The 18,547-nt window shown below is 74.3% G+C and carries 20 protein-coding genes; 12 read left to right on the top strand and 8 right to left on the bottom strand.

What is annotated here, in order from left to right; all coding sequences use genetic code 11:
• Positions 1 to 146: 146 nt before the first annotated feature.
• The 3 genes from AB0J67_RS18570 (at position 147) to AB0J67_RS18560 (ending at position 3,016) form a co-directional block, all read left to right on the top strand.
• Complete coding sequence (locus AB0J67_RS18570; protein WP_363483804.1) at positions 147 to 845, top strand: LppX_LprAFG lipoprotein; 699 nt, start codon at positions 147 to 149, stop codon at positions 843 to 845.
• Positions 835 to 2,421: an MFS transporter gene (locus AB0J67_RS18565; protein ID WP_363483801.1), complete on the top strand. Its 1,587-nt coding sequence runs from the start codon at positions 835 to 837 to the stop codon at positions 2,419 to 2,421. The genes AB0J67_RS18570 and AB0J67_RS18565 overlap by 11 nt, the downstream gene beginning before the upstream one ends.
• A gap of 127 nt (positions 2,422 to 2,548) precedes the next feature.
• Positions 2,549 to 3,016 carry a GNAT family N-acetyltransferase gene (locus AB0J67_RS18560; RefSeq protein ID WP_363483799.1) on the top strand — a complete coding sequence of 156 codons (468 nt, stop codon included), beginning with the start codon at positions 2,549 to 2,551 and terminating at the stop codon, positions 3,014 to 3,016.
• Between the two features lie 4 nt (positions 3,017 to 3,020).
• Here the strand turns inward: AB0J67_RS18560 and AB0J67_RS18555 are convergent, their stop codons facing one another.
• Positions 3,021 to 3,602 (bottom strand): HhH-GPD-type base excision DNA repair protein, encoded by a 582-nt coding sequence (locus tag AB0J67_RS18555; protein ID WP_363483796.1) that lies wholly within the window; start codon positions 3,600 to 3,602, stop codon positions 3,021 to 3,023.
• A gap of 195 nt (positions 3,603 to 3,797) precedes the next feature.
• On the opposite strand from AB0J67_RS18555, the gene AB0J67_RS18550 reads away from it, so the two are divergent.
• On the top strand, positions 3,798 to 4,028 hold the full coding sequence (locus tag AB0J67_RS18550; protein WP_363483793.1) for a ribbon-helix-helix domain-containing protein: 231 nt from the start codon (positions 3,798 to 3,800) through the stop codon (positions 4,026 to 4,028).
• Entirely contained in the window at positions 4,015 to 4,362 is a 348-nt protein-coding gene (locus AB0J67_RS18545; RefSeq protein ID WP_363483791.1) for a type II toxin-antitoxin system PemK/MazF family toxin, read from the top strand. The genes AB0J67_RS18550 and AB0J67_RS18545 overlap by 14 nt, the downstream gene beginning before the upstream one ends.
• Positions 4,363 to 4,452: 90 nt before the next feature.
• Here the strand turns inward: AB0J67_RS18545 and AB0J67_RS18540 are convergent, their stop codons facing one another.
• Positions 4,453 to 5,031 carry a VanZ family protein gene (locus tag AB0J67_RS18540; protein ID WP_363483788.1) on the bottom strand — a complete coding sequence of 193 codons (579 nt, stop codon included), beginning with the start codon at positions 5,029 to 5,031 and terminating at the stop codon, positions 4,453 to 4,455.
• On the opposite strand from AB0J67_RS18540, the gene AB0J67_RS18535 reads away from it, so the two are divergent.
• Together AB0J67_RS18535 and dtd are read left to right on the top strand one after the other, a co-directional pair.
• Entirely contained in the window at positions 5,030 to 6,520 is a 1,491-nt protein-coding gene (locus tag AB0J67_RS18535) for a class I SAM-dependent methyltransferase (RefSeq protein ID WP_363483785.1), read from the top strand. The two genes, AB0J67_RS18540 and AB0J67_RS18535, sit on opposite strands and share 2 nt — an antisense overlap.
• A gap of 86 nt (positions 6,521 to 6,606) precedes the next feature.
• Positions 6,607 to 7,029, top strand: coding sequence for a D-aminoacyl-tRNA deacylase (gene dtd, locus AB0J67_RS18530; RefSeq protein ID WP_363483782.1), 423 nt, complete (start codon positions 6,607 to 6,609; stop codon positions 7,027 to 7,029).
• A 135-nt stretch (positions 7,030 to 7,164) separates the two neighbouring features.
• Here the strand turns inward: dtd and AB0J67_RS18525 are convergent, their stop codons facing one another.
• Entirely contained in the window at positions 7,165 to 7,932 is a 768-nt protein-coding gene (locus AB0J67_RS18525; RefSeq protein ID WP_363483863.1) for a sporulation protein, read from the bottom strand.
• 147 nt (positions 7,933 to 8,079) lie between these two features.
• On the opposite strand from AB0J67_RS18525, the gene sigB reads away from it, so the two are divergent.
• Positions 8,080 to 9,060, top strand: a complete 981-nt coding sequence (sigB, locus tag AB0J67_RS18520; RefSeq protein ID WP_363483860.1) for an RNA polymerase sigma factor SigB — start codon at positions 8,080 to 8,082, stop codon at positions 9,058 to 9,060.
• 104 nt (positions 9,061 to 9,164) lie between these two features.
• Here sigB and AB0J67_RS18515 read toward each other — a convergent pair whose 3' ends face one another.
• Positions 9,165 to 9,647, bottom strand: coding sequence for a hypothetical protein (locus AB0J67_RS18515; RefSeq protein WP_363483779.1), 483 nt, complete (start codon positions 9,645 to 9,647; stop codon positions 9,165 to 9,167).
• Between the two features lie 163 nt (positions 9,648 to 9,810).
• On the opposite strand from AB0J67_RS18515, the gene AB0J67_RS18510 reads away from it, so the two are divergent.
• Both AB0J67_RS18510 and AB0J67_RS18505 read left to right on the top strand, forming a co-directional pair.
• Positions 9,811 to 10,308: a SigE family RNA polymerase sigma factor gene (locus AB0J67_RS18510; RefSeq protein ID WP_363483776.1), complete on the top strand. Its 498-nt coding sequence runs from the start codon at positions 9,811 to 9,813 to the stop codon at positions 10,306 to 10,308.
• 2 nt (positions 10,309 to 10,310) lie between these two features.
• The gene (locus tag AB0J67_RS18505; RefSeq protein ID WP_363483773.1) at positions 10,311 to 11,708 is read left to right on the top strand and encodes a hypothetical protein; all 1,398 of its coding nucleotides are present in this window, start codon (positions 10,311 to 10,313) and stop codon (positions 11,706 to 11,708) included.
• A gap of 58 nt (positions 11,709 to 11,766) precedes the next feature.
• Here the strand turns inward: AB0J67_RS18505 and AB0J67_RS18500 are convergent, their stop codons facing one another.
• Genes AB0J67_RS18500 through AB0J67_RS18490 form a run of 3 tightly spaced genes read right to left on the bottom strand, consistent with a single transcriptional unit; the run spans position 11,767 to position 16,258 of the window.
• Positions 11,767 to 14,241, bottom strand: a complete 2,475-nt coding sequence (locus tag AB0J67_RS18500) for a GNAT family N-acetyltransferase (RefSeq protein WP_363483770.1) — start codon at positions 14,239 to 14,241, stop codon at positions 11,767 to 11,769.
• A 3-nt stretch (positions 14,242 to 14,244) separates the two neighbouring features.
• Entirely contained in the window at positions 14,245 to 15,417 is a 1,173-nt protein-coding gene (locus AB0J67_RS18495) for an acetoin utilization protein AcuC (RefSeq protein WP_363483767.1), read from the bottom strand.
• Positions 15,418 to 15,454: 37 nt separating this feature from the next.
• Complete coding sequence (locus AB0J67_RS18490) at positions 15,455 to 16,258, bottom strand: sulfurtransferase (RefSeq protein WP_363483857.1); 804 nt, start codon at positions 16,256 to 16,258, stop codon at positions 15,455 to 15,457.
• Positions 16,259 to 16,680: 422 nt separating this feature from the next.
• Between AB0J67_RS18490 and AB0J67_RS18485 the strand changes: the two genes are divergently transcribed.
• A complete protein-coding gene (locus AB0J67_RS18485) occupies positions 16,681 to 17,367 on the top strand; it encodes a metal-dependent transcriptional regulator (protein WP_363483764.1) in 687 nt (228 codons plus the stop codon).
• Positions 17,368 to 17,470: 103 nt separating this feature from the next.
• On the opposite strand, the gene AB0J67_RS18480 is transcribed toward AB0J67_RS18485, so the two are convergent.
• The gene (locus AB0J67_RS18480) at positions 17,471 to 18,004 is read right to left on the bottom strand and encodes a hypothetical protein (protein ID WP_363483761.1); all 534 of its coding nucleotides are present in this window, start codon (positions 18,002 to 18,004) and stop codon (positions 17,471 to 17,473) included.
• 73 nt (positions 18,005 to 18,077) lie between these two features.
• Here AB0J67_RS18480 and AB0J67_RS18475 point away from each other — a divergent pair, with 73 nt between their 5' ends.
• Positions 18,078 to 18,455: a VOC family protein gene (locus tag AB0J67_RS18475; RefSeq protein ID WP_363483758.1), complete on the top strand. Its 378-nt coding sequence runs from the start codon at positions 18,078 to 18,080 to the stop codon at positions 18,453 to 18,455.
• Positions 18,456 to 18,547: the final 92 nt, after the last annotated feature.

Below are 18,547 nucleotides of genomic sequence, written 5' to 3'. Positions count from 1 at the left end.
GGTTCGTCCGATCTGCACTGGACCGAACGGCCGATGCCCCGGCGCACGCCGGTCCGGCCCTGCACGATCGGCACGTATCCGCAGGTCAGACGGTCGTGCAGCCGGTAACGGGGCCTGGCGTGCCGATCGGCACTACCATGCGCCGTATGTTCCGGACCTCGCACGCGCTCGCCGCGCTCGCCGCCCTGGCCCTCACCCTCACCGGGTGCACCTCCACAGCGGACGACCCCACGGACCCCGCCGACCTGCCCGCCGCGCAGACCCTGCTGGTCGACGGCGCGAAGGCGATGGCCGAGGTCAAGTCCGCGCACTTCGTCATCGACGTGGCCGGAAAGATCAGCGGAGTGCCGCTCAAGCGCGCCGAGGGCGACCTCACCCAGGAGGGCTCCGCCCAGGGCACCGCCACCGTCGAGCAGTTCGGCGCCGCCATCGAGGCGAAGTTCGTCATCGTCGGCGACAAGGCGTGGCTGCAGGCCGGCACCGGCGGCTACCAGCAGTTCCCGCTCACCGCCGCGGCCCAGGTCTACGACCCGTCGGCGATCCTCGACCCGCAGCGCGGCGTGGCCAAGCTGCTCGGCACGATCAAGTCCGCCACCACCCAGGCCAAGGAGACCGTCGACGGCCGGGAGACGTACAAGATCCAGGTGGAGCCCGATCCCACCGCGCTCGCCGCGCTGGTGCCCGGAGTCGGCACCGGCGTCACCGGCTTCCTCTGGCTCGACGCGACGAACAAGCAGCTGGTCAAGGGCGAGTTCACCGTCCCCGCCAAGGGCAGCGACCCGGCCGGCACGGTCACCGTCACGTTCAGCAAGTACAACGAGCCGGTGACGATCAGTGCTCCCTGACGCGACCGCCGGGCCGCGGCACCGCCTCGCCGTCGGCGTGGGCGGGCTGGCCGTGCTGCTCGGCGCGCTCGACGCGTACGTCGTCGTCTCGGTCCTGATCGACATCGTCCGCGACCTCGGCATCCCCATCAACCACCTGGAGCGGGCCACCCCGCTGGTCACCGGCTACCTGCTGGGCTACCTCGCGGCCATGCCGCTGCTGGGCAGCCTGTCCGACCGGTACGGCCGCCGCATCGTCATTGTGGTGGCCCTGGCGGCGTTCGCCGCCGGGTCGGTCGTCACCGCTACCGCGGGTGACCTGGTCACCCTGGTCGGCGGCCGGGCGCTGCAGGGCATGGCGGGCGGCGCGCTGCTGCCGGTGACCATGGCGCTGATCGCCGACCTGTTCCCGCCCGCGTCCCGGCCCGCCGCCCTCGGCTGGGTCGGCGCGGCGCAGGAGCTGGGCGCGGTGCTCGGGCCGCTGTTCGGCGCGGGCGTCGCCGCCTGGATCGGCTGGCGCGGCATCTTCTGGATCAACATCCCGCTGGCGGTCGTCGCGGCCGTCGCCGTGTGGCTGCTGGTCCCCGCCCGCACCCGCCCGGCGGGTGCCGCAGCCGCGCCGCGCCGGGTCGACGTGGTCGGCGGGCTGCTGCTCGCCGTCGTGCTCGGGCTGTGCGTGGTCGGTCTCTACAACCCCGACCCGGCGCACGCGGTGCTGCCGAGCTGGGGTCCGGCCACCCTCGGCGGGGCCGCGCTGGTGCTGGTCGCCTTCGTGGTCTGGGAGCGGCGCGCCCGCACGAAGCTGCTCGACCCGGCGGGCGTCGCCATGGGACCGTTCCTGGCCACACTGGCCGCCAGCGCCTGCGCCGGGGCCGCGCTGATGGTCACCCTCGTCGACGTCGAGCTGGTCGGGCACACCCTGCTCCGGCTGGACACCCTGGACAGCACCCTGCTGCTGACCCGGTTCCTGGTCGCGCTGCCGATCGGCGCGGTGCTCGGCGGCGTGCTGCTGCGCCGCGTCGGCGAGCGCCCCATCACCGTTCTCGGCCTGCTCGCCAGCGCGGGGGCGTACCTGCTGATCGCGGGCTGGCCCGCCGACCTGCTCGGCGCCCGCTACGCCCTCGGCCCGGTCAGCCTGCCCCGGCTCGACACCGACCTGGTGCTCGCCGGGCTCGGCCTCGGCCTGACCATCGCGCCGCTGTCCGCGCTGGTGCTGCGGGTCGTGCCCGCCGTCCAGCACGGCGTCGCCTCGGCGGCCGTCGTGGTGGCCCGGATGATGGGCATGCTGCTCGGCGTCGCCGCGCTGACCGCCTGGGGCCTGCACCGGTTCCAGGAGTTCACCAAGGACCTGCCGACGCCGCTGCCGTTCGGCATGACCGAGGAGCAGTACCAGCAGGCGCTGGCGGCGTACCAGATCGCGCTGGACGGCGCGCTGCGCGCGGAGTACCGGGAGATCTTCCTGGGCACCGCCGCGATCTGCCTGCTGGGTGCCCTGGCCGCACTCGGTATGCGGGCGCCCCGGGACACCCCGGTGTCGGTCCCGGCGCCCTCCCCCGCCCCGGCCGAACCGTCCCTGGACGGCTCGCTCCGCGGTTAGCGGCCGGGGCGCGGTATGCAAGATCGTTGTTTCCGGTCAGGATGTGCAGTCCGGCTGAAGGTTCTGACCGGAAACAGCGATCATCCACCGGCCCGCCCGGCCCGAACCACCGCGCACGGAGGCACCCATGACCGAGTCCGCGCTGATCGTGCGGCAGGCGACCGGACCCGCCGACACGGCCGCGCTGAGCGGGCTGCGCCGGGCGTGGACCGCCGAGCAGGCCGGCGCCGCCCGGGTCGATCCGGACTTCGAGGCCCGTTTCCAGGACTGGCTGGACCGGGAGGGCGACCGGCGCGTGTGCTGGCTCGCCGAGCACGACGGGCAGCCCGTCGGCATGGTCAACCTCGCGGTGTTCGAGCGCATGCCGCGTCCCGGGCAGCCGCCGAGCCGCTGGGGCTACCTCGGCAACGCGTACGTGCTCCCGGCGCACCGCGACACGGGGGTAGGCGCGGCGCTGGTGGCCGCGCTGCTGGCGTACGCCCGTGCCGAAGCGCTGGTGCGCGTGGTGCTCAGCCCGTCGGCGCGGTCGGTCCCGTTCTACGAGCGGGCCGGGTTCCACCGCGCCGACGAGCTGATGCTGCTCACGCTGGACTGACCCGTCAGGCCTTCGCGGCCTTCGCGTCGGCCTTCATCTGCTTCTTGAACTCGCGCACCTTCGCCAGGCTCGCCGCGTCGCGGATGTCGGCGACCGAGCGCAGCGAGCCCTCCTCGCCGTACGCCCCGGCGGCCTCGCGCCAGCCCTCGGGCTGCACGCCGAACTGCTTGCCCAGCAGCGCGATGAAGATCTGCGCCTTCATCTTGCCGAAGCCGGGCAGCGCGGACAGCCGCTTGAACAGGTCCTTGCCGTCCTTCGCGCCGGTCCAGACGGTCGCGGCGTCGCCGTCGTACTCGTCGGCGATGGCGCGGGCCAGCTTCTGCGTGCGCTCGGCCATCGAGCCGGGGAACCGGTGGATCGCGGGCACGGTCGCGAACAGCTCCGCGAACGCCGCCGGGTCGTAGTCGGCGATCGCGGACGCGTCGAGGCGGTCCACACCCATCCGCTCGGCCAGCCGGTACGGCCCCACGAACGCCTTCTCCAGCGGGATCTGCTGGTCCAGCAGCATGCCCAGCACCCTGGCAAACGGATCGTTCAACAGCAGCTCGTCCGCCGCGGCGTCCTGCGCCAACCACAACTTCGCCATGGTCACAGGATCTCAGAAACACCCTGCCACCTCGCACCCGACGCCCGCGCCCGCTGCAGCAGCCGCCGGTGGTCACGATGCCCCCGTCGGTCCCGCCACAACGTCGCCGGCGTCATGGCCTCCAGCCGCTTGGGTAGCAATATGGGTAGCATCAGCGGTGGTAATCGCCGTAGGCGCCCCGGTAGCATTTACGCCATGAAGCTCAGCGTCAGCCTGCCCGAGGAAGACATCAACTACGTTGATGACTACGCCAGCCGGCGCGGCAGCCCCTCCCGATCCGCCGTGCTCCAGCGCGCGATCGACCTGTTGCGGGCCAGCGAGCTGGAGGACGCCTACGCCGCGGCCTGGGACGAGTGGGACACCAGCGAGGACGGCCGGCTGTGGGATGCGACCTCGGCCGACGGGCTCGCCGATGCAGCGCGGTGACGTGTACCTGGTCGACCTGGACCCGGCCCGGGGCTCCGAGTCGCGAAAGATCCGACCGGTGGTCCTGGTGGGCAACACCGCGGCCATCCGCACCGCCGAGCGCAACGGCCGCGGCGTCGTCACCGTGGTCCCGGTGACCTCCAACACCGAGCGGATCTACCCGTTCCAGGTGCTGATCCCGGCCGGCGAGGGCGGCCTGGCGCAGCCCTCCAAGGCCCAGGCCGAGCAGATCAGGTCCGTCGACTACGCGCGCCTGGGCAAGCGCCTCGGCCGCCTGCGCCCCGACACCCTCGGCAGGCTGGACACCGCCCTGCGCGTGCACCTCGGCCTGTAGCGGGCGGCCGACTGCAAGATCCTCCGACTTGCCCGGCACCTGTGCGTATCTTGGCCGCGCGTACCCCCATCTGCCTGGCAAGTCGGACGATCAACGGCGGGCGGCGCGGGCGGCGAGGTCCGGGGCGGCGGGGACGGCGGGGCGGGCCCACCAGCGGTAGGTGAGCAGGCCGCCGAGCAGGCAGCCGGCGGCGTTGATCAGCACGTCGTCGACGCTGCACACCCGCCCGGCGACGAAGACCCGCTGTGTCAGCTCCACCAGCAGCGAGCAGCCCGCCCCGAGCAGCAGCAACCGCGCCGGCGAGGCGAGCGCCGCGAAGCGCACCGGGGCGCCCGCGCCGAGCGCGAAGAACACCGCGAGGTTGCCGACCGTCTGCACCACCACCCACGGCAGCGGCTGGGTGAGCTGGGCCCGCAGGTCACTCAGCGGCACCAGGTACACCAGCACGGTGCCCTCGGGCACCGACACCGGCGTCAGCGTCATCCACACCCACGGCAGCGTCCCCAGCACCATCGCCGCCTCGGCCAGCGACCGGCGCCAGGCGCGCGCACGCGGCACGCCCGCCCGCAGCCGCGCCCTGGTCACCGCGGCGGTGCCGAGCGCGGTCAGGGGCACCAGCGCCGCCGTGATGATCCAGACGGTGTGCCAGCGCTCCCATACCTGCGTCATGCGCAGCACGTTAGTGCACCATGATGGGGTGCAGACGCTGCTGGAAACCGCCGACATCGACCGCCTTCGCACCGCGCTGACCGGCGCGGGCTTCACCGCCTCGGGCATCGCCGCGCGACTCGGGCCGCAGGCGTCCGCCGACGCCGGCCGGCACGACTTCCGCGCCGCGCTGCACGTCACCGGTTCGGGTGACCCGCTGGACACGCTGATCAGGCTGTTCATCTGCGGGCAGACCGAGCCCGAGGCGGCCGTGGCCGCCGCGCTGCACCCGCTGACCCTGGCCGCCGCGCGGGCCGCCGGGCTCGTCGAGCTCGCCGACGGCGGGCTGACCGCGGGCGTCGACCTGGAGCCGTACGGCGACTGGTGGGTGCTGTCCGATCTGCCCGCCCAGCCGGGCCGCCAGCTCCCCGCCGACCACGTGCTCGGCGTGGGCGGCGCCTCCACCACGCTGGCCGGCGCGACCGTCCGGCGGCCGGTCGGCGCCGCGCTCGACCTCGGCACCGGCTGCGGCGTGCAGGCCCTGCATCTGAGTACGCACGCCCGCACCGTCACCGCCACCGACCTGTCCCCGCGCGCGCTGCGCTTCGCCGCGACCACCGCCGCGCTCAACGGCCTGAGCTGGGAGCTGCTGCAGGGCGACATGCTCGCCCCGGTCGAGGGCCGGCAGTTCGACCTGGTCGTCAGCAACCCGCCGTTCGTGGTCGGGCCCGGCCTCGCCACGCACGTCTACCGCGACTCCGGCCGGGCCGGTGACGGCGTCTGCGCCGAGCTCGCCGGCGCCTCGCCCAAGCTGCTGTCCCCCGGCGGGACGCTGCAGTTCCTGGCCAACTGGGTGCATGTGCGCGGCGAGGACTGGGAGGACCGGGTCGCCGGGTGGTTCGCGGGCACCGGCATGGACGTCTGGGCGATCCAGCGCGAGGTCAGCGACCCGCTGGACTACGTACGCCTGTGGCTGGCCGACGCGAGCGAGAAGCACGACGCGCAGCGGGCCGCGCAGTGGCTGGACTGGTTCGCCGCGCACGACGTGACGGCGATCGGCTTCGGCCTGGTCACCGCCCGCAACAGCGGCAAGCAGGACCCGTCGGTGGTCTGCGAGGACCTGCGCCAGCAGGTACAGGCGCCGCTGGGCGAGCGCGTCGCCGAGTGGTTCGCCCGCCGTGACTGGCTCGACACCCGCGACGAGGCCCAGCTGCTCGCGGCCCGCTACCGCCGCGCCGACGGCCTCCAGCTGCGCCAGGAGGCCACCATGGGCGACGAAGGCTGGATGGTCGACCGCCAGTTCCTGGCCATGCCCGAGGGCCTGCGCTGGGTCGAGGAGATCGACCCCCTCATCCTCGCCCTGGTCAGCGGCGCCGACGGCCACGCCACCCTGGCCGACCAGATCTCCCTGCTCTCCGCCGCCCACGAGGCCCCCCAGGACGCCCTCACCCAAGCCCTCCTCCCCGTCCTGGACCACCTGGTCGAACGCGGCCTCCTCATCCCCGCCTGAGGGGTTGATCATGAACTTGTGGACGTGTTCGGCGGCGTGTCGCCACCCTGTCGCCGTGATCGACTCGGGCAGGGCAGGCTAGAGCGATGCGTGCGGTAGTGCAGACGGTGAGCCGGGCCAGCGTGACGGTCGGTGGCGAGGTCGTCGGGGAGATCAAGGACGGGCTGCTGGTGTTGCTGGGCGTGACGCACAGTGACACCGTCGCGACGGTGGAGACGATGGCCCGCAAGGTGTACGAGCTGCGCCTGCTCGACGGCGAGCGCAGCGCCTCCGATGTGGGCGCACCACTGCTGGTCGTCAGCCAGTTCACGCTCTACGGCGACGCCCGCAAGGGCCGCCGGCCCACCTGGCAGGCGGCCGCGCCCGCCGAGGTGGCCGAGCCGATGTTCAACGCGTTCGTCGCGGCCCTGCGCGCCCGCGGCGCCACCGTCGAGACCGGCCGCTTCCGCACCATGATGCTGGTCGAGTCCGTCAACGTCGGCCCCAACACCCTCATCCTCGACCTCTGACCCCCACCCCCCGCCACCACCGGCGGCACCCACCCGCTTCACCGCGTCGATCATGAAGTTAGGGCAGCGACACGCCGTCGAACACGCCCATAAGTTCATGATCAACGCAGTTGGGGGGCGGGGGTGGGGGGCCGGTTAGAAGAGGGGGCCTTTGCGGGTGGTGGACTGGGTCAGCCAGTCCTTGAGGAGGCCGCGCCAGTCGGTGTCGGCGAGGGTGGCGGGGTCGACGGTGAAGCGGCCGAAGATGTCGCGGTCGGCGAGGGGGCCGACTTTGCGGTCGAGCTCCATGACCACGTGCATCTTGCGGTCGGTGGGGACGAAGGTGACCGTGAGGTTGTGCACCTGGGCGGCGTACGCGGTGCCGGGCAGGAACTCGATCTCCTGGTAGAACGGCAGCGTCTGGGGCAGGCCGCGCAGGCGTCCCCGCTCCACGTCGGCCTTGACGTACTGGAAGCCGAGCTTCACCAGCGTGTCGAGGATGTGCTGCTGGGCGGGCAGCGGGTCGACCTGGACCGGGTCCAGGTCGGTGCGGTCGACCTCGCGGGCGACCTCCAGCTCGGTACGCAGCCCGACGTTCATCCCGGCCAGCGGCTGGCCGAAGGCGCGGGTGAGCGGCGCCTCCAGTGGGACGTCGCAGGTGATGTCGAATATCCGACGCTCGCGCGCGGCGAGGGTGAATCCTTCGACCACCTGCTGCCGGTGGAACTCCACGACGGACGTCTGCCCGGCCGCCCCGCCCTGCGGGCGGACGTCGGTGACCAGGGCCAACGCGATGTAGCCGATGGACACCTGGTGGTCGCCACCGGTGACCTCGACGGTGCCCTTGAAGGTGCCGCCGGGCTTGGCACGCGATACCGACAATTCCGTCCGTACCGACGGTCCCCCGACCCCGAACATGCGCATCAGGCGCTTCACGACCACACGTCCTCCCCTGTCTCGCGCCCATCGTGGCAGATTCACGAAATCGTCTCACCGCCGTCTCACGCGGCGTACACCAAGCTGTCCACTAACAAGCACACGGGGAGGACAGCGATGGGCGACGAGATGACGATGGACGCAGTGGCCGTACTTGAGCCGACGGCCGCGGAGATGGCCGCCGACTTGGACGAGCAGACCGACGAGCGCGGGGTCTCCACCGACCTGGTGCGCGCGTACCTCAACCTGATCGGACGCACCAAGCTGCTGACCGCCGAGCAGGAGGTCGTGCTGGCGCGCCGGATCGAGGCCGGCCTGATGGCCGAGCACGTGATGGAGCGCGACGGCATCACCGGCGACCGCGACCTGGAGACCGTGGTCCGCGAGGGCCGCGCCGCCAAGGACCACCTGCTGGAGGCGAACCTCCGCCTGGTGGTGAGCATCGCCAAGCGCTACACCGGCCGCGGCATGGCCTTCCTGGACCTGATCCAGGAGGGCAACCTCGGCCTCATCCGCGCCGTCGAGAAGTTCGACTACACCAAGGGCTACAAGTTCTCCACGTACGCCACCTGGTGGATCCGGCAGGCCATCACCCGCGCCATGGCCGACCAGGCCCGCACCATCCGCATCCCGGTGCACATGGTGGAGCAGGTCAACCGCATGGTCCGGGTGCGCCGCGACCTGGCGACCGCGCTGGGCCGCGAGCCCTCCATCGCGCAGATCGCCCAGGCCCTCGACGTCCCGGAGTACCAGGTCATCGAGCTGATCTCGTACGACCGCGAGCCGGTCAGCCTGGACCAGGCCGTGGGCGAGGACGGCGAGAGCGCGCTGGGCGACTTCGTCGCCGCGGTCGACCCGCGCGGTGACGCCGCCGACGCGCTGGCCCAGGGGCAGCTGCGCGACGAGGTCGAGATCGTGCTGGCCACCCTGTCGCAGCGCGAGCAGGCCGTGATCCGGCTGCGCTTCGGCCTGGACGACGGTCGCCAGCGCACCCTGGACGAGGTCGGCAAGGAGTTCGGCCTGTCCCGCGAGCGCATCCGCCAGATCGAGAAGACCACGCTGCTGAAGCTGCGCAGCGGCGAGCGCGCCGAGCGCCTCTCGGTGTACGCCGCCTGACGCGCCTTCTCCCAGCTGACGACGGCCCCGGCGAGACGCCGGGGCCGTCGCCCTGTCCGGAGTTCTGCGCGACACCTCGTCATCCGGTGCCGGGCGGCCCGGGGTCAGCGGTTGCAGATCCCGAGCACGGCACGCTCGCCGTCGCGCGAGGCGTCGGAGCCGCGCGCCTCGGCCACCTTGGCGCCGTCGCGGCCGGCCGCCTTCACCTCGGCGAGGTCCGCCGTCCGTCCCGTCACCAGCCGGTCGATCGCGGCCAGCAGCTCGGCGTCCTTCGTCTGGCCGGCCGCCTTCGTCAGCGTCTCGATGTTCTCCGTGAACGCCTTGGTCAGGGCGGCTGCGGCCTCGGCTGCCTCGTCCGGGGTCGACGTGGCGTCGACCAGGAGCACGATGCCCGGCATCTCGAACATGGCGCGGTTGGCTGCCTTGATCGTCTCGCAGGCGGCGGCGACGTCGCCCTCACCTGCCTCCGCCGGACTGCTCGCGGCGGCGGACGGCGCGGCGGTCGGGACGTCGGGCTCCCCGGCGCCGCAGGCGGCGGTGCCCAGGAGGGCGAGGGCAAGGGCAGCCGTGGCCATGACGGTTCTCATCGGGGGTGGTCCTCCAGAGTGTGGCGAGATGATCGGGACGCAGCGTAGACCGGGCCCGCGGTGGTGTCCGGGACGGGGACCATCCGGCTACGGTGAGCGCCGCTCAACCTTTCGGGCCGGTCGCGTGTTCGGTGGGGTGGACACATGAGGGGAGAACGGCCCGATGCCCGACGAGGACTTCCAGTCGTTCGTGGAGCAGCGCTACACCGCGCTGTTACGCACGGCTTACCTGCTCTGCGGTTCGCACGACCGCGCGGAGGACGTGCTGCAGAACGCGCTGGCCGCCGCCCTGCCGAAGTGGCGGCGGATGGACCACCCGGACGCGTACCTGCGCCGGGTCATGGTCAACCAGCTCGCCAACGACTGGCGGCGGCCCATCCGCGAGATCGTCACCGCGGTGCTGCCGGAGCGGGCCGCGCGCGACGCCGCCATCGAGGAGCGCGACGAGCTGTGGACGGCGCTGCGCAGGCTGCCGGTGCGCATGCGCGCGGTGCTGGTGCTGCGCTACTGGGAGGACCGCAGCGAGCAGGAGACCGCCGAGATCCTGGGCGTCAGCGCCGGGACCGTCAAGAGCACCGCCTCGCGCGGCCTGGCCCGGCTGCGCGAGCTGGTCGAACCCCGCCTCTCGTCCGACCTCAGCACGGTGAACGGGGGCAACTGATCATGATCGAGACACTGCGCTCCACCCTGGACCGCCACGCCGCGCAGGTGGCGCCGCGGCCCGACCCGTACGCCCGGGTGCTGCTGCGCCGCCGCCGTCGCCGGACACGGCGGGTCTCGGCCGCTGCGCTGCTCGCCGTGCTGCTGGTGGTCGCGCCCGCCACGTGGCTCAGCCGGCAGCCGGACCCCGCCCGGCCGGTGGCCGGCCACCCGCCGGTCGCGCTGCTGCCGCTGCTGGACTCGCCGACCCGGGGCAGCCTCGCCGGCAAGCCCGCCTACCTGCTCGCGCTGCGCGAGCGGGCCGCAGGCGAGGACGACATGTGGCGCGAGCACCCGGCCGGCGCGCCGCGGCTGCCCCGCGACCCCGAGCAGATCAAGGTGCTGTTCGCCGGGGACATCGGCTCGCGGCGGATCGCGGTGGTCGCCGGGCTGGACAGCCGGCCGCTGTACGCCGTGTACCAGGGCGCCGTGGGCGACGATGCCGCCGAGCTGAGGTACAGCGCCTCCGGCCAGCTTGAACCGGTCCTCGCCACCGACTTCGCCAGCGGCGGCGACGACCCGTCGCAGACCTACCTGCTGCTCGGGCCGCTCGGCGCGGTGTACGAGAAGGCGGAGCTGTCGTTCACCTCCGCGGGCGTGCAGCGGACGTGGACGCCGCTGCCCGAGCCGGGCGACTACGCCGCGTTCGCCGATCTGCGCGGGCGGCACGAGTTCCGGGTGCTGCTGGCCGGCAAGGTCCTGCTGGAGACGTCCGGCGGCCACGCCATACCGCTCGAGGGCGGGCGCCGGCCGGCCGTCGACCCGCAGCCGGCGGGCGGCCGGGGCGAGCCGTTCCCGGACGCCGCGGCGCAGGTGGCGCAGGCGCTGTCGAACAGCACCGGCCTGGCCCTGCCGGAGGTGACGTTCCGGGTGCTGTGGAGCGAGGAGATCGACCGGCCGGGCACCACCACCGGCCGGGCGTACGTCGTCACGGTGCAGGCGGTCCTGGCCGACGGCAGTGGACCGTTCCTCACCGGCGCGGTCGACACCGGCGACGGCTCCTTCCGTGACCATCCCACCGGGTACGGCATCGCGGGCGACGTGGCGCACACCCTGATCGTCATGCGGCTGCCGCACTACGCCGAGTCGCCCGGCGACCGGCTGCAGCTCGTCGCCCCGCCGCTCGCGGTGCGCGCGGAGGTCAGCAACGGCAGGCAGACGCATCAGGTCACGCTCGTCGACGGGGTGGGGCACCTGGACGTGCCGCCCGGCATGACGGTCACCGTCCGGGCGTACGACGCCGCGAACGCCCTGCTCGCCGAGAAGCAGTACGTCGACCTGGACGGCTTCGGCTGCAACCGGTTCGACCCGTGGTCCTGCGCGTCGCCGCCGCCGACCCGCGCCCCGGCGCCGTCCCGCTGACGGATCGGCGCGGCGCTGCACGGGGAGCGCCGCGCCGCCCGGCGCGCGTGCCCTTCCCCTATCGCAGCTGGCGGGGGCCGGTGTCGGGGCGGGTGGTGGGCTCGGTCAGCTCGCCGAGGGCGTGCAGCACCGAGACGCCGGTGGGGTGGACCAGCACCGGGTTGATGACCAGGCGGCGCAGCCGGGCGGTGTCGGCGGCGAGCTGCCCGATCCGGACCAGCAGCGCGGCCAGCGCGCCGGCGTCGGCGGCGGCCAGCAGCGGCGCTGCCTTCGGCGCGCGGACCAGCGCCGCGGCGTCGGCGTCGGTGAGCGGCGCGGCCCGCCAGGCCCGGTCGCCGACCAGCTCGGTCACCGGCCCGGCCAGCCCGAAGCCGACCACCGGCCCGAACGACGGATCGTCGACGACCTCGACGACACAGGCCACGCCGGGCGCGACCATCGGCTGCACCAGCACCTCCACGTCCGTGCCGAACAGCCGCTCCAGGTCGGCGTAGGCGCGCCGGGCCTCGTCGGGCCCGGCCACGTTGAGGCGTACCGCGCCCAGGTCGATCCGGTTCGGCCGGTCCGCCACCTTGAGCGCCACCGGCGCGCCGTAGCCCGTCGCCGCCGCGGCGACCTGCGCGCCGCCCCGGGCCCGGACGCTCGGCACGACGTCGACGCCGTACGAGGCGAGCAGGGCGTCCAGCGTGGGCGCGTTCGGGTCGGCCCCGTCGGGCCCGGGCGGCAGCGTCCCGGCGGGCGTACGCAGCCAGGTCGCGCGGCGGGTCACGTGGGCCAGCGCCCGCACCGCCTCCTCGATGGAGCGGTAGGACGGCAGCCCGGCCGGCCCCCGCCCGGCGAGGAAGCTCGCCAGCACCGGCTTGTCCGCGTCCCGCGCCACCTCGCCCAGCGCGTCGGCGTACGGGCCGATCAGCGCGGTCTCCGCGCTCTGGTCGGCGGCGAGCGGGCCGGTGGGCAGCGGCGGCGCGACCACCACGACCACCGCGTCGGTGTCGTCGCTGTGCAGCGCGGCGTGCACGGCGGCGGCGAACTCCGCCGGCCCGGCGGCGGGACCGACCGCACCGGACCGGCCGACCCGCAGCCCGGCCGCGCGGATCTCCGCTCCGGCGAGCGCGGCCAGCGCGAACGCGTTGCTGACCACGCCGATCCGGTCGCCGGTGGGCAGCGGCTGGGCCGCCAGCAGCTGCGCCACGTCGAACAGCTCGCCCACGGTGCCGACCTCGATCACGCCGGAGTGGGCGCGCAGCGCCTGCATCGCGGCGTCGTCCAGGGTGGACCCGCCGTGGCCGGTGTGCCCGGCCAGCATCACGATCGGCTTGTGCCGCCCGACGGCGCGGGCGATCCGGGCGAACTTGCGCGGGTTGCCGAAGGACTCCAGGTACATCGCGACGACGTCGGTCTCCGGGTCGCCCGCCCAGAACTGCAGCAGGTCGTTGCCGGACACGTCGGCGCGGCGGCCGGCGCTGACGAAGCTCGCCACGCCCAGCTCGCGGCGTTCGGCCTCGGCCAGCAGCAGCAGGCCCAGCGTGCCCGAGTGGCAGAACAGGCTCACCCGGCCCGGCGCGGGCAGCCGGGGCACCAGCGTCGCGTTCAGGCGCACCGCGTTGTCGGCGATGCCGAGACTGCCCGGCCCGAGCACCCGCATGCCCGCCGCGCGCACGGCCCGCAGCAGCCGCTGCCGCTGCGCCGGGTCCAGCTCGGTGAGCACCAGCAGCCCGTGCACGCCCGCCGCTGCCGCGTCGGCCAGCACCTCGGGCAGCGCGGCCGGTGGTGTCGCCACCACCGCGAGGTCGACGGCAGCGGCCGGTTCCGGCGCCACCCCCAGCGAGCGCAGCGGGCCGGCCGGGTGGACGTGGTGGATCGGGCCGGTGAAGCCGCCCGAGCGCAGGTGGGCCAGCACCGCCGCGCCGACGCCCCGGCCGGACGCGCTCGCGCCGTAGACCGCGACGGACGACGGGCGCAGCAGCCGCGCCACCGAGCGGGCCTCGGTGCGCCGCTCGCGGTCGGCCTGCACCGCGCGCGACTTCTCGGTCGGCGCGACGGGGAAGGTCAGCGTCACCACGCCGTCGGCATAGCGGCGGGTGACCTCGTACCCGGCGTCGGTGAACACGCGCAGCATGGTGCCGTTCTCGGGGAGCACCTCGGCGACGAACCGGGTGATGCCCGCCTCGGCCGCCGCCGCGGACAGGTGCTCCAGCAGCACCGAGCCGACGCCGCGGCCCTGGTAGGCGTCCTCGACCACGAACGCGACCTCGGCCTCGTGCGCGCCCACGCCGAGCCGCTCGTAGCGGCCCACCGCGACCAGCCGCTCGCCCGCGGCGACCACGAACGCCTCCCGGTCCACGTGGTCGACATTGACGAACCGGTGCAGGTCGCGAGCCGGGATCCGGGGGTACGGCGAGAAGTAGCGCAGGTAGCGGGTGCGCTCGGAGAACCGCGAGTGCATCGCCACCACGGCGTCGGCGTCCTCCGGCGTGATCGGGCGCAGGTGGACGGTGGCGCCGTCGGCCAGCAGCACGTCCGCGGCGTGCACGGCTCAGTCCCGGGGGTCGTGCGGGTCGAGGCCGTGCAGCGGGTAGACCGCCCGGCGGGCCGCCATGATCGCGCGGTCCAGCGGGTCGGTGCCGTCGGGCTGCCACGGGGTGAACGCGACGTCCCCGCCGTCGGTGAGGGTGGTCGGCACGGCCCGGCCGGGCAGCCGCGCCGCCGCGTACTCCCGCCACGACGCCGGCAGCGGCGTCGCCGGGTCCAGCGGCTCGCCGGTGACCATCGCCAGCAGGTGGGTCCAGGTCCGCGGCACCACCTCGACCAGGGCGTACCCGCCGCCGCCGGTGGCCACCAGCCGGCCCGCACACAGCTCGTCGGCCAGGTCGCGCACGGCGAGCTGCGCCGCGCGCTGCCCGTCGACGGTCAGCCGCAGGTTGGCCAGCGGGTCGAGCCGGTGCGAGTCGGCCCCGGCCTGCAGCACGATCAGCTGCGGCCGGAACGCCCGCACCACCGCGGGCACCACGGCGTGGAACGCGCGCAGCCAGCCCGCGTCGCCGGTGGCCGGCGGCAGCGGCACGTTGACCGCGCTGCCCTCGGCCTTGGGCCCGCCGGTCTCCTCGGCGAAGCCGGTGCCCGGGAACAGCGTCAGCGGGCTCTCGTGCAGGCTCACCGTGAGCACCCGCGGGTCGTCGTAGAAGATCTCCTGCACCCCGTCACCGTGATGCACGTCGATGTCGATGTACGCGATCCGCTCCGCGCCCCCGGCGAGCAGGTCGGCGATGGCGACCGCCGGGTCGTCGTACACGCAGAACCCGGCCGCGCGGGCGGGCATGGCGTGGTGCAGGCCGCCCGCGACGTTCACCGCGCGCCGCGCCCGGCCCGACCAGACGGCCCGCGCGGCGGCCAGCGTCGCGCCGCACACCAGCGCGGACGCCTCGTGCATGCCGTCGAACACCGGGTTGTCGGGGGTGTTGAGGCCGTACCCGCGGAAGAACGGGTCGTCGGGTGCGGCGCGCACCGCGTCCAGATAGTCCTGCCGGTGCACCCGCAGCAGCTCGGCCTCGGTCGCGGGCTCCGGCGCGACCACCTCCACCGACGGCCGGTCCAGCAGACCCAGGTCGCGCGCCAGGCGCATGGTCAGGTCGACCCGCACCGGATCCAGCGGGTGGTCGCCGAGGTCGTAGCCGAGCAGCCGCTCACTCCAGACGACGGTCGCGGTCATGCCCGCTCCCCGGCCGGCCCGCCGCCGGTCCGCCGCCTCATGACCGGCCCACCGGCCGCGCCGGGTCGGTGATCCAGTGACTCCACGAGCCGACGTACAGCTGCGCGTCGGTGCGGCCCGCGGCGTGCAGCGCCAGCACGGTGTGCGCGGCGGTCACCCCCGAGCCGCAGTACGCCCCGACCGGCTCGCCGGCCAGGTCGGCGAAGACCTCCGGCAGGTCGGCGCGCAGCGTGCCGTCGGCGTTGACCAGCTCGCCGTAGGGCAGGTTGCGGGCGCCCGGGATGTGCCCGGCCACCGGGTCGACCGGCTCGGTCTCGCCCCGAAACCGCGGCGCGACCCGCGCGTCCAGCAGCGCGCCCTGCTCGGCCAGCGCGGCCGCGGCGGTCGCGTCGAGCACCGGCATCGCGCCGGGCCGCACCGTGACGTCGCCCCGCTCGACCTCCACCGGGTCGGCCGTCACCGCGCCGTCCGCGGCGGTCCAGGCGGCGAAGCCGCCGTCGAGCACGCGCACGTCGGCGTGCCCCGCCCAGCGCAGCGTCCACCAGGCCCGCGCGGCGGCCATGCCGTCCCCGGCGTCGTAGACGACCACCGGCCGGCCCTCGCGTACGCCCGCCGCGCGCAGCGCGCCCTGCAGCGCCTCCGGGTGCGGCAGCGGGTGGCGGCCACCGGGGCCGGGCGGCCCGCACAGGTCCCGGTCGAGGTCGACGAAGACCGCGCCGGGCAGGTGACCCGCCTCGTAGTCGTCACGGCCGGGCGGTCCGGACAGCCGCCACCGCACGTCCAGCACGGTCGTCGGCTGCCCCGAGCGGAGCCGGTCGGCCAGCTCCGCCACGGAGATCAGTGGTGTACGCACATCGCCAAGTCAACACCATCGCCCCGCAGCGTGTCGCGAGGCACTGTCGCACCCGGCTGCCACACTGCGCGCGGCGCACGTCCGCACCCGGGCGCGGCTGCCCGGCTCGCTCGGTGACCGCCCACACCCCCACGGGGCGGGAGGCGCTCTCGACGGCCGCGGCGGCTGGTGCGACACTGCTGAAACCCACCCAGAAGGTGGAGTGGGGCGGCTCTTCGGGCTATTTCACCGATCCGGACGGACCAGCCCCGGAGGTGGCATACCCCCCGTTCCCGCCGCTCCGCAGGCACTGCCTGCACCGAGCCGTCATGAGCGGATCGGCGCAGCTTGATCAAGTGATCGACGCCGACGGGTGTCGCTGCGGTGACACGCAATAGAATCGCAGCCAGCGACTTGGAGAGGACCCGTTCATGTCCGACCTCATTGACACCACTGAGATGTACCTTCGCACCATCCTCGAGCTCGAGGAGGAGGGCGTCCCCCCGCTGCGCGCCCGCATCGCCGAGCGCCTGCACCAGAGCGGCCCGACGGTCAGCCAGACCGTGGCCCGCATGGAGCGCGACGGGCTGCTGACCGTCGTGGAGACCGACCGTCATCTGCAGCTGTCCGAGGCCGGCCGGGCGCACGCGGTCGCCGTCATGCGCAAGCACCGCCTCGCCGAGCTGCTGCTGGTCAACGTCATCGGCATGCCGTACGAGGAGGCCCACGAGGAGGCCTGCCGCTGGGAGCACGTGATGAGCGACGCCGTCGAGAAGCGGGTCTACGACCTGCTGAACCGGCCCACCCGCTCGCCGTACGGCAACCCGATCCCGGGTCTGGACGCGCTGGACACCAAGCCGCGCGACACCGACGGCCTCGCCGACAGCGAGCGCAACCTGGCCTTCCCCGGCCTCACCGGGCAGGTCGTGGTGCGGCGCATCTGCGAGAGCGTGCAGACCGACTCCGAGGTGCTGCGCCAGCTGCACGCGGCCGGCATCGACCCGGGCGCGACGGTGACGGTGGCCCAGGAGCGGGACGGCGTCTCCATCGACCACGGCGGCGAACCGATCCGCCTGCCGCGCGAGGTCGCCTCGCGCGTGTTCGTCTCCGGCCGCTGAGCCCGCTCCGACGTCGTGAACCCGGCTGCGCCCCTGCCGTACGGCACGGGCGCAGCTTCACGTCACCGGTTCGACGGGTGCGCCCGGCCGGGCGGCGCCGCGGCTAGATGCCGGCGCGGTCGATCTCCTTGGCCAGCTCGACGACCTCGGGCGCGAGCGCAGCCGCGTCGCCGCCGACCGGCATCGTCACCTTGAGCAGCAGCAGGCGGGCGTTCCCGGCCAGCCAGCCGACCTCCACGTACGGCCCCCGGCCCTTCGCGGCGGGGCGGGTCTGCTGGTAGGCGACCTTGCCGAGGCCGGTCACCGCCTTGGCGCCGTCGGGCAGCATGGCTTCCCGGAACACCGCGACGTCGGCCTTGGTCGGCGTCACCGACAGGCTCAGCTCCGGCAGGTCCGCGGTGGTGGAGCGGGCCACGCAGGTGTGGGTCTTCTGGTGGGTCGCCGCGCCGGAGATGCTCAGGCCGGTGCCGAGGTGCTGCTCGATACGCGGGAAGTCCAGCAGCAGGCACGCGCCGGTGAGGGCGGGCGGGCTCGGCGAGCTCACCACGGGCGGCTCCTGGTGCGCCTGCGCGCCGGCCCCGGAGCAGCCCGCGAGCAGCGCGCACCCCGCCATCAGCGCCAGCACCCTCGTCCGCACCGGACCAACCTAGCCGCTGGGCCCGTACGCCGAAAGTCCAGCCGAGCCACGGGCGGGTGCCTAGCCTGGTGCCATGACGGGAAAAGTGGTGCATTTCGAACTGCCCGCCGATGACGCCGAACGCGCCCGCGCCTTCTACACCGACACGTTCGGCTGGCAGCTCGACGAGATGCCGGCGCTCGACTACATCTGGGTGCGCACGGTGGCCACCGACGACCGCGGCATGCCCGCCGAGCCCGGCGCGATCAACGGCGGCCTGACGCCGCGCCAGGACCCGGTCACCGGGCCGGTCGTCGTGATCGAGGTCGAGGACATCACCACCGCGCTGGCCAAGGTGGTCGCCTGCGGCGGCCGGGTGGTCCAGGAACGCCAGGCGGTGAGCACCATGGGGTTCACCGCGTACATCGCCGACACCGAGGGCAACACCGTCGGGCTGTGGCAGAACGCGTAGCGGGGGGGCGGGGCGCGGCCGGGCCCCCCCGGTGAACGGGGGGGGCCCCGCTGGTGGGTGGGGGCCCGCCCCCCCCGGAGGACGGGCGGGAG

This window comes from Catellatospora sp. NPDC049609 (assembly GCF_040675365.1).
In the GTDB taxonomy this organism is placed as follows: domain Bacteria; phylum Actinomycetota; class Actinomycetes; order Mycobacteriales; family Micromonosporaceae; genus Catellatospora.
Note: the sequence above shows the minus strand (reverse complement) of the source record. Positions and strands in the feature narration are given on the sequence as shown.

Coding starts and splice junctions, on each gene's coding strand:
- AB0J67_RS18570 (WP_363483804.1), top strand. CDS start 147: ATGTTCCGGACCTCGCACGCGCTCGCCGCGCTCGCCGCCCTGGCCCTC.
- AB0J67_RS18560 (WP_363483799.1), top strand. CDS start 2,549: ATGACCGAGTCCGCGCTGATCGTGCGGCAGGCGACCGGACCCGCCGAC.
- AB0J67_RS18555 (WP_363483796.1), bottom strand. CDS start 3,602: ATGGCGAAGTTGTGGTTGGCGCAGGACGCCGCGGCGGACGAGCTGCTG.
- AB0J67_RS18550 (WP_363483793.1), top strand. CDS start 3,798: ATGAAGCTCAGCGTCAGCCTGCCCGAGGAAGACATCAACTACGTTGAT.
- AB0J67_RS18545 (WP_363483791.1), top strand. CDS start 4,015: ATGCAGCGCGGTGACGTGTACCTGGTCGACCTGGACCCGGCCCGGGGC.
- AB0J67_RS18535 (WP_363483785.1), top strand. CDS start 5,030: ATGCGCAGCACGTTAGTGCACCATGATGGGGTGCAGACGCTGCTGGAA.
- AB0J67_RS18540 (WP_363483788.1), bottom strand. CDS start 5,031: ATGACGCAGGTATGGGAGCGCTGGCACACCGTCTGGATCATCACGGCG.
- dtd (WP_363483782.1), top strand. CDS start 6,607: ATGCGTGCGGTAGTGCAGACGGTGAGCCGGGCCAGCGTGACGGTCGGT.
- AB0J67_RS18525 (WP_363483863.1), bottom strand. CDS start 7,932: ATGCGCATGTTCGGGGTCGGGGGACCGTCGGTACGGACGGAATTGTCG.
- sigB (WP_363483860.1), top strand. CDS start 8,080: ATGGACGCAGTGGCCGTACTTGAGCCGACGGCCGCGGAGATGGCCGCC.
- AB0J67_RS18515 (WP_363483779.1), bottom strand. CDS start 9,647: ATGAGAACCGTCATGGCCACGGCTGCCCTTGCCCTCGCCCTCCTGGGC.
- AB0J67_RS18510 (WP_363483776.1), top strand. CDS start 9,811: ATGCCCGACGAGGACTTCCAGTCGTTCGTGGAGCAGCGCTACACCGCG.
- AB0J67_RS18505 (WP_363483773.1), top strand. CDS start 10,311: ATGATCGAGACACTGCGCTCCACCCTGGACCGCCACGCCGCGCAGGTG.
- AB0J67_RS18495 (WP_363483767.1), bottom strand. CDS start 15,417: ATGACCGCGACCGTCGTCTGGAGTGAGCGGCTGCTCGGCTACGACCTC.
- AB0J67_RS18485 (WP_363483764.1), top strand. CDS start 16,681: ATGTCCGACCTCATTGACACCACTGAGATGTACCTTCGCACCATCCTC.
- AB0J67_RS18475 (WP_363483758.1), top strand. CDS start 18,078: ATGACGGGAAAAGTGGTGCATTTCGAACTGCCCGCCGATGACGCCGAA.